Annotated in this window: 11 protein-coding genes and 1 other annotated feature; of the genes, 7 read left to right on the forward strand and 4 right to left on the reverse strand. The window is 40.6% G+C overall.

Going from position 1 to position 12,933, the window contains the following annotated elements; genetic code table 11:
• Positions 1 to 2 precede the first annotated feature (2 nt).
• From QI30_RS13070 to hemL, 5 genes are read left to right on the forward strand one after another with little or no spacing between them, the layout of a single operon-like run.
• Positions 3 to 833, forward strand: a complete 831-nt coding sequence (locus QI30_RS13070) for a cytochrome C assembly family protein (RefSeq protein ID WP_126991064.1) — start codon at positions 3 to 5, stop codon at positions 831 to 833.
• A 16-nt stretch (positions 834 to 849) separates the two neighbouring features.
• Complete coding sequence (gene hemC / locus QI30_RS13075; RefSeq protein ID WP_126991065.1) at positions 850 to 1,785, forward strand: hydroxymethylbilane synthase; 936 nt, start codon at positions 850 to 852, stop codon at positions 1,783 to 1,785.
• Complete coding sequence (locus QI30_RS13080; protein WP_126991066.1) at positions 1,772 to 2,506, forward strand: uroporphyrinogen-III synthase; 735 nt, start codon at positions 1,772 to 1,774, stop codon at positions 2,504 to 2,506. Before hemC ends, QI30_RS13080 begins: the two co-directional genes overlap by 14 nt.
• A gap of 2 nt (positions 2,507 to 2,508) precedes the next feature.
• On the forward strand, positions 2,509 to 3,492 hold the full coding sequence (hemB, locus tag QI30_RS13085) for a porphobilinogen synthase (RefSeq protein ID WP_126991067.1): 984 nt from the start codon (positions 2,509 to 2,511) through the stop codon (positions 3,490 to 3,492).
• Between the two features lie 2 nt (positions 3,493 to 3,494).
• A complete protein-coding gene (hemL, locus tag QI30_RS13090; protein WP_126991068.1) occupies positions 3,495 to 4,787 on the forward strand; it encodes a glutamate-1-semialdehyde 2,1-aminomutase in 1,293 nt (430 codons plus the stop codon).
• A 47-nt stretch (positions 4,788 to 4,834) separates the two neighbouring features.
• On the opposite strand, the gene QI30_RS13095 is transcribed toward hemL, so the two are convergent.
• Positions 4,835 to 5,227 carry a VOC family protein gene (locus QI30_RS13095; RefSeq protein ID WP_126991069.1) on the reverse strand — a complete coding sequence of 131 codons (393 nt, stop codon included), beginning with the start codon at positions 5,225 to 5,227 and terminating at the stop codon, positions 4,835 to 4,837.
• Positions 5,228 to 5,306: 79 nt separating this feature from the next.
• Positions 5,307 to 5,519: a binding site (T-box leader), on the forward strand.
• 50 nt (positions 5,520 to 5,569) lie between these two features.
• On the opposite strand from QI30_RS13095, the gene QI30_RS13100 reads away from it, so the two are divergent.
• Complete coding sequence (locus QI30_RS13100; protein ID WP_126991070.1) at positions 5,570 to 8,221, forward strand: valine--tRNA ligase; 2,652 nt, start codon at positions 5,570 to 5,572, stop codon at positions 8,219 to 8,221.
• A gap of 41 nt (positions 8,222 to 8,262) precedes the next feature.
• Here the strand turns inward: QI30_RS13100 and QI30_RS13105 are convergent, their stop codons facing one another.
• Together QI30_RS13105 and QI30_RS13110 are read right to left on the reverse strand one after the other, a co-directional pair.
• Entirely contained in the window at positions 8,263 to 9,054 is a 792-nt protein-coding gene (locus QI30_RS13105; protein ID WP_158621037.1) for an ATP-grasp domain-containing protein, read from the reverse strand.
• Positions 9,029 to 9,928 carry an ATP-grasp domain-containing protein gene (locus QI30_RS13110; RefSeq protein WP_233600587.1) on the reverse strand — a complete coding sequence of 300 codons (900 nt, stop codon included), beginning with the start codon at positions 9,926 to 9,928 and terminating at the stop codon, positions 9,029 to 9,031. The genes QI30_RS13105 and QI30_RS13110 overlap by 26 nt, the downstream gene beginning before the upstream one ends.
• A gap of 80 nt (positions 9,929 to 10,008) precedes the next feature.
• On the opposite strand from QI30_RS13110, the gene QI30_RS13115 reads away from it, so the two are divergent.
• On the forward strand, positions 10,009 to 11,265 hold the full coding sequence (locus tag QI30_RS13115; RefSeq protein ID WP_126991073.1) for a bifunctional folylpolyglutamate synthase/dihydrofolate synthase: 1,257 nt from the start codon (positions 10,009 to 10,011) through the stop codon (positions 11,263 to 11,265).
• 93 nt (positions 11,266 to 11,358) lie between these two features.
• On the opposite strand, the gene QI30_RS13120 is transcribed toward QI30_RS13115, so the two are convergent.
• Positions 11,359 to 12,933 carry a hypothetical protein gene (locus QI30_RS13120; protein WP_126991074.1) on the reverse strand — a complete coding sequence of 525 codons (1,575 nt, stop codon included), beginning with the start codon at positions 12,931 to 12,933 and terminating at the stop codon, positions 11,359 to 11,361.

Raw genomic sequence — 12,933 nt, forward strand, 5'->3', positions numbered from 1 at the left:
TTATGACGGATATGACGATGACAAGGCTACATGAAATAATGGTCATCATCTATGCCATTAGCCTTGTCTTTTATTTCATTGATTATTGGAAAAAGAACAGGCGGTTATACCGTTATGCCTTTTGGGGTGTCTCAATTGTGTGGTTGCTGCAAACTGCTTTTTTAGCGCTTTATATTTGGGAAACACATCGCTTCCCCGTACTGACGTTATTTGAGGGCATTTATTTTTATGCTTGGTTGCTTGTAGCTATCTCCATTGCGATGCATTGTATATTTAAATTAGATTTACCGGTTATTTTAATTAATGTCGTTGGTTTTTGCTTTATGGTTGTGCATACATTTGCACCAAACGAACTTGCACCGTCACCTGTAAGTGACACACTTGTGTCAGAACTACTTGTGATTCATATTATGTTTGCGATTATGTCATATGGTGCTTTTACAATTGGTTTTGTTTTTGCGATGTTGTATATTGTTTTGCATAATGTATTAAAAAGTAAAAAATGGCCAAAACAATTTTCACGCTTACCATCGTTAGCGCAGGCAGAGAGCGGTATGAGCTACACGATTTATTGTGGCCTTCCATTGCTTGGCATTAGTCTGATTTTAGGGATGATGTGGGCATATATTGCATTACCAGATTTGAAGTTCTGGGATATTAAAATTCTAGGCTCTTTCATTTCATTATTTATGTATTCGATTATTATTTATAGAAACCAAAAAGGAAAGTTATATGCGACAAAATATGCGTGGGCAAATGTGTATGCGTTTTTATTCATACTCATCAATTTCTTCCTAGGCAGTCGTTTTTCAGCATTCCATTTTTGGTATTAAGAGAGGTTGAATTATTTTGCGTAAAATTATCGTAGGTTCAAGAAGAAGTAAATTAGCATTAACTCAAACAAATTGGTTTATCGAGCAATTGAAACAAGCAGGTGTGCCATTTGAATTTGAAGTGAAAGAAATTGTCACAAAAGGGGATCGCATTTTAGATGTGCAATTATCTAAAGTAGGCGGCAAAGGCTTATTCGTAAAAGAAATCGAACAAGCTTTATACGACAAAGAAATCGACTTTGCTGTACACAGCATGAAAGATATGCCGGCTGTATTGCCAGAAGGCTTAGTCATTGGTTGTATTCCAAAACGTGAAGATCCACGCGATGCATTTATTTCTGTCGGTCACGTAAAATTCGCAGACTTACCACAAGGAGCGGTAGTCGGAACGTCAAGCTTACGTCGTAGTTCACAGCTTTTAAAAGCACGTCCTGACTTAAAGATTAAATGGATTCGTGGGAATGTTGATACTCGTTTACAAAAGCTTGAAACAGAAGAGTACGATGCGATTATTTTAGCGGCCTCTGGTTTAAATCGTCTAGGCTGGTCAAATGATGTTGTTACAGAATATTTAGAGCCAGAAATTTGTCTTCCAGCAGTCGCACAGGGCTCACTTGGTATTGAGTGCCGTGGGGATGATACGGAATTATTACAAGAGCTTGCGAAATTAACCGACAAAGCAACATGGGAAACAGCACACGCTGAACGCGCCTTCCTTGCAGCAATGGATGGCGGCTGCCAAGTGCCAATCGCTGGCTATGCAACGTATGAAAATGAAGAGATTCATTTTACAGGTCTTGTAGCGGCACCGGATGCTTCTGAGTTTTACGAGGATTCTGCGACATCTAAAAATGCAGAAGAAGCAGGAAAAGCAGTAGCGAAAATTTTAACAGAGCAAGGTGCTTACGAGTTAATTGAACGCGTAAAGGCTGAGCAAAATGAACAACACTAATCCTCTTGCTGGCGACACGCTTGTACTCACGGGGACAAGTGTGACAAAAGCGATTGCTGAGTATATTCAAAAACTCGGTGGTCAAGCAGTACATCTACCGCTCATTGAAGTTGTAGAGCGTACGGCAGAGGATCATGAAAAATTTATTGCAAGTATGGATGCAGAGTGGCTTATTTTTACGAGTCAGTCTGCTGTCCGTTTTTTTAAGCAAAAATTGATTCGTTACGGCTATACAGCAGCACATTGGCACGGCAAGGTAGCTGTTGTCGGAGAAAAGACAGCAGCAGCTCTTAGCGCAATCGGTTTTACAATTGATTTTATGCCAAGCATTTATAGCGCAGATGTTTTCATTAAGGAATTTCAGCCAGCAATTGTGGAGAAATGTGTGTTTTTCCGTGGTAATTTAGCGAAATCTACAATCCCCGATGGTCTCAACTGTGATGTAGAGTGCTATACTGTGTATGACACAGTTCAGACTGCTCGGCATATGCCAGCACTTAATGAACTGTTAACGGAGCGAGTCACGATTATTTTTGCCAGTCCATCTGCGGTCGAGGTGTTCGAAGCACATAAAGCATCAAAACCTTATCATGTCGCAGCAATTGGACATATTACAAAAACGGCACTCGAAAATGCGGGAGAAATGAATATTATCATGCCTCATACGTATACGATGCGCGCCGTAATTGATGAACTCGTCAAACAGAAAGGAACGAATTAAACATGACACAATTAACATTCAAACGCCACCGTCGCTTACGTCAAACAGCCGTACTGCGCAAAATGGTTCAAGAAACACATTTACACAAGGAAGATTTCATTTACCCAATCTTTGTTCAAGATGGTGAAAACATTAAAAATGAAGTGTCTTCAATGCCAGGTGTGTTCCAATTTTCAATTGACCGCTTAGGTGAAGAAATGGATGAAGTTGTTGCGTTAGGCATTCCAGCTGTTATTTTATTCGGTTTACCAGCTGAAAAAGATGAAACAGGCTCACAAGCTTATCACGATCATGGCATCGTTCAAGAAGCGACACGCTTTATTAAAAAGAATTATCCAAACGTTTTAGTTATAGCAGATACATGCTTATGTGAATTCACCTCTCATGGTCACTGCGGCGTTGTATCGGCTGATGAAAAAATATTAAATGACCCATCTCTTGATTTATTAGCAAAAACAGCGGTATCTCAAGCAGAAGCGGGTGCAGACATTATCGCCCCATCAAATATGATGGACGGCTTTGTTGCAGCAATCCGCGAAGGCTTAGATGCAGCAGGCTTTGAAGATGTGCCAATCATGTCCTATGCAGTAAAATACGCTTCAGCTTACTATGGACCATTCCGCGATGCAGCAGACGGCGCACCACAGTTTGGTGACCGTAAAACATATCAAATGGACCCAGCAAATCGTATGGAAGCAATGCGTGAAGCAACATCTGATATTGAAGAGGGTGCAGACTTCCTAATCGTTAAACCCGCATTAGCTTATTTAGATATCGTACGCGATGTGCGCAATAACTATGACGTACCTGTTGTTGCGTACAATGTATCTGGTGAGTATGCGATGGTTAAAGCAGCTGCGCTAAATGGCTGGATTGATGAAAAACAAGTAGTGCTTGAAACATTATTAGGAATGAAACGCGCAGGCGCTGATTTAATTATTACGTATCATGCAAAAGATGCGATTCGTTTTATGGAGGGTAAATAAACATGACTCGTTCGTTCGATAAATCAAAGGCTATTTATGAAGAAGCCGTTAATTTAATGCCAGGTGGCGTTAACTCACCTGTCCGTGCTTTTAAAGCTGTAAACCAAGCACCAATCGTTATGGACCATGGTAAAGGCGCTATTATCACAGACGTTGATGGCAACGACTATATCGACTATGTATTATCATGGGGCCCACTTATTTTAGGCCATGCAGAACCAAATGTTATTAAAGCTATTCAAGACGTTGCGATGCAAGGTACAAGCTTTGGTGCATCAACTGCTGTTGAAAATGAATTAGCAAAAGAAGTAATCAAACGTGTACCATCTGTTGAAATGGTGCGTATGGTGAACTCTGGTACAGAGGCAACCTTATCAGCGATTCGTCTAGCGCGTGGTTTCACAGGTCGCGATAAAATCTTGAAATTTGAAGGTTCTTACCACGGTCACAGTGACTCATTATTAATTAAAGCAGGCTCAGGTGTTGCGACACTTGGCTTACCAGATAGCCCTGGGGTACCAATGGGGATTGCTCAAAATACATTAACGGTGCCATATAATGATTTAGAATCGGTTAAATTAGCATTCGAACATTATGGGGAAGACATCGCAGCGATTATCGTTGAGCCTGTCGCAGGGAATATGGGCTGTGTGCCACCACTACCTGGTTTTTTAGAAGGTTTACGTGATATTACAACGAAAGCGGGCACATTATTAATCTTTGATGAAGTAATGACAGGCTTCCGTGTAGGCTTTAACTCAGCGCAAGGTTACTACGGTGTGACACCAGACCTTACTTGCTTAGGCAAAGTAATCGGTGGTGGTCTACCAGTTGGTGCGTTCGGTGGCCGTCGTGACATTATGGAGCAAATTGCGCCAGCAGGTCCAGTTTACCAAGCAGGTACTTTGTCAGGGAATCCATTAGCGATGACAGCTGGTTTAGAAACAATTAATCGCCTAACACCTGAATCATATGCTTACTTTGAAAAATTAGGCGACCGTCTAGAGCAAGGTTTCCGTGAAGCGGCAGAAACATACAATATTCCGCACACTGTAAACCGCGCAGGCTCAATGATTGGTTACTTCTTAACAAATGAACAAGTTATTAACTTTGATACAGCAAAAACAGCGGATCTTGATTTATTCGCTGAATACTACGGCTTAATGGCACAAGAAGGCGTATTCCTTCCACCATCACAATTTGAAGGGGTCTTCATGTCAACAGCTCATACAGAAGCGCATATTGACCAAACGGTTGCTGCATTCCAAAAAGTATTTAAACAATTACGTCGCTAAGACGAAAAAAGAGGACTTCGTACAATTTGTACGGAGTCCTCTTTTATTTAAAATGAATCACGTAATTCAATAATTGTTCCTTCTGGGGCAACAACTTTTGCTAGATGGCTACCTTCAACGTCATAAAGTACTTGACCGTTCTTTTTCGCAAATGGTAGTCCGAGCACTTGTAAGCGAGCCACTTCTTTTTGTAAGTCTTCGATATAGAGACAGAAGTGCACAGGTCCGGCAGAATGCTTCGAAAAATCACGAAGTAACTCACCTTGCTTTGCTGTTTGTAGCTCGATATAAAAGTGGTCCATCTTCAACCAGCTATTATAATCGCGCGAATGAAAGCCCTGCGATTCCTTGGCAAGCGTGAAGCCGAGTGTCTCATAGAAATTTTTCGATGCTGCATAATCATTTGTCTGAATACAAATATGATGAATAAATCGTTTCATGCTTATCACCTCTTGATTCCAACATAACAGAAATACTTGAAAAAGGGAAATAAATTAGATACAATGAGTTGAAGCTAAATACAATGCGATGAAGGGGAGGAGTAGAGCACTCCTACTTGTTTAGAGAGGGAACGGTTGGTGAAAGTTCCTCAAGTAGATGCTTGAAGGTAGCCCCAGAGCAGTTTTTGTGAACTAATAGTAGCAAGAACCGGTGCCGACCCGTTATGTCGAATGAAGCTGCTAGCAATTTGCTAGAAGTAAGGTGGTACCGCGAAGTTCTCTCGTCCTTATGTTAAGGATTGATGGGGATTTTTTTTATGCACAAAATTAGGAGGCGTACTCATGACAGAACAACAAAATATTTCAATGCCAACGAAATACGACCCAAAAGCTATCGAAGACGGTCGTTATGAATGGTGGCTACAAAAAGATTGTTTTAAAGCACAACCAGAAAGTGGTAAAGAGCCTTATTCAATCGTCATTCCACCACCAAACGTAACTGGTAAATTACACTTAGGTCACGCTTGGGATACAACATTACAAGATATTTTAATTCGTATGAAACGTATGCAAGGTTACGATGCATTATGGTTACCAGGTATGGACCATGCTGGTATCGCAACACAAGCAAAAGTTGAAGCGAAATTACGCGAACAAGGCATTTCACGTTATGACCTTGGACGTGAAAAATTCCTAGAAAAAACATGGGAATGGAAAGAAGAATATGCGTCTACAATCCGTTCACAATGGTCTAAATTAGGCTTAGCACTTGATTACTCACGTGAACGCTTCACATTAGATGACGGGTTATCAGATGCGGTTAAAGAAGTATTCGTAAAACTTTACGAAAAAGGCTTAATCTACCGCGGTGAACGCATCATCAACTGGGACCCAGCAGCACAAACAGCATTATCTGACATCGAAGTAATTTACAAAGATGTTCAAGGTGCTTTCTACCACATGGAATATCAAATTAAAGATAGCGACGAAAAAGTCGAAATCGCGACAACTCGTCCAGAAACAATGCTTGGTGACTCAGGTATCGCTGTAAACCCTAACGACGAACGCTATGCACACTTAGTTGGTAAAACAGCTATCCTACCAATCGTAGGCCGCGAATTACCAATCGTTGCAGATGACTATGTAGATATGGAATTCGGTACAGGTGTTGTAAAAATGACACCAGCGCATGACCCGAATGACTTTGAAGTAGGTAACCGCCATGACTTAGAACGCATCATGGTTATGAATGGCGACGGTACAATGAATGAAAAAGCGGGCAAATATGCTGGTATGGATCGTTTTGAATGCCGTAAAGAAATCGTAAAAGATTTACAAGAACAAGGCGTATTAATTAAAATCGTAGACCACTTACACTCAGTAGGTCACTCAGAACGTTCTGGCGCAGTAGTTGAGCCTTATCTTTCTAAACAATGGTTCGTAAAAATGGAACCACTTGCGAAAGAAGCATTAGCGCTTCAACAAAAAGAAAATGAAAAAGTAAACTTTGTACCACAACGTTTTGAAAACACGTATACACGTTGGATGGAAAATGTTCATGATTGGTGTATTTCTCGTCAATTATGGTGGGGTCACCAAATTCCAGCTTGGTATCATAACGAAACAGGCGAATTGTATGTAGGGAAAGAAGCACCTGCAGACGAAGAAAACTGGACACGCGACCAAGACGTATTAGATACATGGTTCTCATCTGCATTATGGCCATTCTCTACAATGGGCTGGCCTGATGAGGAAGCAGAAGATTTCAAACGCTACTTCCCAACAGGTGCGCTTGTAACAGGTTATGACATTATTTTCTTCTGGGTTTCTCGTATGATTTTCCAATCACTTGAATTCACAGGCGAACGCCCATTTGAAGACGTATTAATCCACGGTTTAGTACGTGATGGCGAAGGACGCAAAATGTCGAAATCACTTGGTAACGGCGTTGACCCAATGGACGTTATTGCTGAGTACGGTGCGGACTCATTACGTTTCTTCTTAGCAACTGGTTCATCTCCAGGTCAAGATTTACGTTACACAACTGAAAAAGTAGAAGCTATTTGGAACTTCTCAAATAAAATTTGGAATGCCTCTCGTTTCGCATTAATGAACATGGATGGCATGACTTATGACGAAATCGATTTAACAGGCGAAAAATCAGTAGCAGATAAATGGATTTTAACACGCTTAAATGACACAATCGAAAAAGTAACAGAGCTTGCTGATAAATACGAATTTGGTGAAGTAGGCCGTTACTTAAACAACTTCATCTGGGATGACTTCTGCTCATGGTACATCGAAATGGCGAAATTACCATTATACGGTGAAGATGAAGCAGCGAAGAAAACAACGCGTTCCGTATTAGCATACGTATTAGACAATACAATGCGTCTATTACACCCATTAATGCCATTTATCACAGAAGAAATTTGGCAACACTTACCACACGAAGGCGAAACAATCGTCAATGCAGCATGGCCAACAGTTCGTGAAGATCTTCACTTCGAAGAAGAAGCGAAAAACATGCAACTGTTAATGGACATTATCCACGCAGTACGTAACATTCGTGCGGAAGTAAATACACCAATGAGCAAACAAGTACCAATGTTCATCTCTGCTAAAACAGAAGCAGAACTTGCTGTACTTGAAGCGAATAAATCGTATATTGAAAAATTCTGTAACCCAGAAACATTAACAGTAGGCTTAAATGTAGAGCCAGAAGGTAAAACAATGTCAGCTGTTGTTTCAGGAGCAGAATTATTCTTACCATTAAAAGGTTTAATTAATATTGAAGATGAGGTTGCTCGTCTTAAAAAAGAATTAGACAAATGGAACAAAGAAGTAAAACGTGTTCAAGGTAAATTAAACAATGAAAAATTCGTAGCAAGTGCACCAGATGCAGTTGTGGCGAAAGAGCGCGAAAAAGAAGCTGATTACTTGGAAAAACAAGCAACGGTTCAAAAACGTATCGCTGAATTAAAAGAAATGTAAGACAAAAAAAGCGGGCACCCGTTAAAGGTGTCCGCTTTTTTTTATTTTAATAAATGTTGCCATAACAGCTCAGTTAAATCTTTATCAAAGAGCTCGTAGTATGACCTTGCACCAACAGGGTCTTCCATTTCATTGAATAATAGTTGGTCATGCGTCACATGTAAAAAGTCGATGCCGATATAATCACTCTTAATCGCTTTTTGAATACGCTGCACGTACGTACGCTGTTCAGCTGTTAAGTCAAATTTTTCAATCGAGCCGCCAAGTGTATAGTTCGAACGAAAATCCCCTGGGGCACCGATGCGCTTTACAGCACCAATAATATCTTCGCCAATCATCCAAACGCGTACATCAGTGGCATTTGTTTCGATATAAGGTTCAATTAAATAGGTTGTCAGCTTTGCTTTTGCCGTTTTAAATTGTTCCAGGGTATCGCATTTAAAGACCTCGTTGCCACCATGACCACCGATTGATTTGACGATAACAGGGAAGTCATCTGCTGTCAGACGCTGTTCAAGCACGCGTGGTACGGTCGGAATACCTTGTAAGATGGCTAGCTGCATCGCGCGTAGCTTATCATTTGCAATACGGTTGACCTCACTACGATTGACGACGCGACGCCCAAACTGCTCTAATTGCTTTGCAAGCTCAGCATTTCGCGTACGGTTCCAAATAAATAAAGCATCCTTTGTAGCTTTGATAATATCATGCTGTTCTTCAATTAATAATGTGAGCGTTACATCATGTTGCAATCCAGTTTGTTGCAGTTGTTCAATAAACGACTGATTTTTTGCTGCATCAGATTCACTATAAAGAAGATACGCCTGCTTCATGGCTAGCCTCCAGTTCATGTAAGATGTATTCAACGAAGCGGTCACCTACATTGATGCCCGTTACGTTGTAAATATTGCGGATGTGACTTGCGGCATTTACTTCACAAACAATCGGTTCTTCGTGTGGACCGAATAATAAATCGACCCCAGCGAAGGCTGCACCAACGGCTTTTGCAGCACGTAATGCAAGGTCTTTTTGCGCAGTGGTTAAGACGACCGTTTCTGCGGTGCCACCATTTGTAACATTTGCACGGAAATCCGTTTCAGAATGACGATACATTGCGGCTACGACCTCATTTCCAATCGTATTGACACGAATGTCGCGTCCTTTACTTGATGCAATAAATTCTTGGAATACGAAATCAACACCGCGCAGGCTCTCGACTTTTTCAAAAAATTGCTCGGCCGTTTCAATTAAATAAACCTTCATGCCAAATGAGCCATGACCTTCTTTAATAATCATTGGTAGACCAAGTGTATTAAGTACGCCTTCAAAATAACCACTATCACGGATTGTGAATTTAGGATACACTTTTGGCGCCACGATTGTTTTTGGCATCGGGATATGTGCCTGTGCTAATTGAATGTATTGTTTGGCTTTGTTGTCGCATGTTTCAATCACATCCGGATCATTAAATATCGGGATACCCTGATTTTTCAAATAAGTAGCTAATAAAATATCCTTATCTAAAAAAATAACAAAATCAGGTTTGACCTCCAGTGGTGCATGTAACGTCATCGGGATTTCATAGTTTTTATAAATAATGGGTTCGACATTGTGGTGTGTACAAGCTTCTGCCATTAAGCGAGCTTGGTCAAGAAATTTATCGGCCACAAGACTACCATTGTAAATAATCCAGCAAGTTTTTTTCACGATTAAAGCCTCCAACGAGAAATGGTATATAATAGAGTGTAGCATGAATAAATTGAATTGAATAGCAAGGGGGAGAGCTTATGATACCAGCTTTTGATAGCTATAAAGAACGTTTTAATGTAGAGAGTAGTGACGAGATTAAACCGGGGCTCGAAGCAATTGAACAGGCGATGGAGATGCTCGGTCATCCAGAACTAAGTGTGCCAGTAGTCCATGTGGCAGGGACGAACGGGAAAGGTTCAACAATTGCGATGCTAGAAGCGATTTGCCGTGCACATGATTTGAAAACGATGACGTTTACATCACCTTGCATAGAAGATGTACATGACCAAATTAAAATTAATAATGGCCCACTTGCGCCGTTTCAAATGGATGCTATTTTTAAGGAATTAAAAGCAGCAGGTGTTAGTGGGTTACTTACAGATTTTGAATTACTGACGGCAGCTGCTTTTATGGCGTGTAAAATGTATAAGCCAGATATTGCGATTATTGAAGCAGGCATGGGTGGCCGCTTTGATAGTACAAATGTGGTTCGTCCGATTGTTTCAATCATTCCAAGCATTGCGCTTGAACATACGAATTTCCTCGGGGATACGCTCGCAAAAATTGCGTACCATAAAGCCGGTATTTTGAAACCAAATGCCATTGCAGTCATCGGTGAATTGCCACAAGAGGCTTTTAATGTTGTACAAGAAGAAGCCATTAAGAAAGAGGTGATACTGCGTGTCGATGGAGAAGATTTTGAAGCGCTGATTGGCGACACATATGTACAAGGCTTATTAGAAATAAATGATTTAACACGTAATTTAAAAGGGGCACATCAACGTCATAATATGGCATTAGCGATTACAGCCTTTATCGAAATCGCGCAAAAATTATCACGCACGATTCATGAAGATTTAGTGCGCCAAGCGATTGCGAGAGCAACCGTGGCTGGACGTTTCGAGCAATTAAGTAAAAATGTATTTTTAGACGGCGCACATAACCCAGCAAGTGCAGCGTCCCTGCGTAAAACAATTACTGATTTATATCCAAATACACCAATTCATATTGTTATGGGGATTTTAAGAGATAAAGATGTGGACGGAGTATTGCGCGAGCTCGAGCAAGTATGTGATGACTTTACGTTTGTTGAAGTAGAACGTGAACAACATCGTTTAATGCCTGCTGAGCAACTTTTAGCACATAGCCAAGCAACGAATAAGCATGTATCCGGCAATGCACTCGAAGCAGTACTTGAGAAACGTAAAGAACCCGGCATTGTCATTATGACGGGCTCACTTTATTTATTAGCACAGTGGCGACATACACTGCAAGAAGTATTTCGTGCACAGTAAATCAATATCAAAAAGACATAGCTAATTGGGGAAATGAGCATAAAAAAAGAGGGAGTCGTGTTTTGGCACGATTCCCTCTTTTTGATGCGAACTTTATTTTGAGACTACATTGCCAACTTGTACAAGCTGAATCGGTGTATCAAATTGTTCAACTGCTAATGGAATGGGAATCTGATCTTCCGGTTTGGCAAAAATCAGTGTGGCTTCCTCCATATAAACATTTTTTGCAATAATGGCGCCGTTAAACACCGTATTATTTTTTAAGGACACGGTCGCTTTAGGTGCTAAAATAAGTTGTTTTGTTTTATTGTCGACACCATTTAATGTTAAGCGTTTCGCACCTGTAATAATATTGCCTTCAAATCCACCAGTTGCAGGTAATGTTACGTGAGCTGCGCGCACATACAATAACCCTGGTGATTTGAATGTATCATCAAATGTAATAGCTTCTTTGCCATCAAGATATGTTTCAATCGACGCTTTATCCGCTGCGGTGATTTCACCGTTTGTCATGCCGAAGTTTTTCGTATACAGCTTGAATGAACCAGCACCTTTAATTGTTAGCGTTGCACCGTTTTGAAGATTTACACGATCTGCGCGAACAACTTGGTCACTATCACCAATATCAATGACTGCATTAATACCGTCCACTGTTAGTTCGCGAATATGCACTTCTGATTCACTAAAACTAAATGGTTCAGTTGGTGTAAACATTTCTTGTGTCATGCTATTCATCGTTAACACGCCATCTTTATAATAATATTTCTTCAGTAGCTCTAACTCAGCCTCGGTTTTCTTCACTTTACGAATCGTTCCATCCTCTTCTGTCACTTCATTGTATTGATCTGCTTCAGGAATTGGTAAGTATAAGTTTTCAGCTGGAATTGGGAGGGCATCAAATGCTTTTAAATCTTTTTTAGGGAATGATGGTAAATACGTTTTGAAACTTTGTGCATTACGCATTTTCAGCGGGGAAGCATCTGTGTTCCCGTCGTTATAACATTCATCATAATAGCCACTGCCATTTTGTAAGTATTGGCAGCTCGCGCTATCCACCGCAATATCACTTGTTTTAGCTGTTGCTAAATTGCCGACCACTTTTGAGCCTTTTTGTACAACAATTTGATTTGTGGCATGTACGGCATATTGATAATGATAACGATCTGTCGTTTTAGAAACCGGTACTTTTAATGATAATGTGTAGTCTTGTGTAACGGTTGCAGTTGTTTGTGCAATTTTACCTGTTGCCGTTAATGTGTAATGCTCGCCGTCTACATGACTTAAAATGGTTTCAGCTGTTGGTTGTTCACCACGAACCAAATCAAAATCAGTAGATGTGATGGGTTTATTTACACGACTTGCTAATAATGCTTCTGCGCGTGCATAAAACATTTTATCGACTTCAAATCCTTTTTTATCTGTAGCGGATAAAGCGTCGTAGCGTGTCATCGTTTCATCATAGGCTTGTTCAACGAGCTGTTGCAGCTCTGCACGCGTTGTTTTAAGCCCAGCCTCTGCAATATTTCGTGAAGCCGTATCGAGAGCTTCCATTTTTTTTGCTTGTTCTTTCGCATTGGATTGCTCAATAAATAAAAAGGCAATAGCACAAATAATAATGGCGGTTGCCGCTATAAGCAAAGCGAGAGAACTTTTTTTCATATTCTTCAT

It is taken from the genome of Candidatus Kurthia intestinigallinarum, from assembly GCF_003991225.1.
Taxonomy (GTDB): Bacteria; Bacillota; Bacilli; order Bacillales_A; family Planococcaceae; genus Kurthia; species Kurthia populi.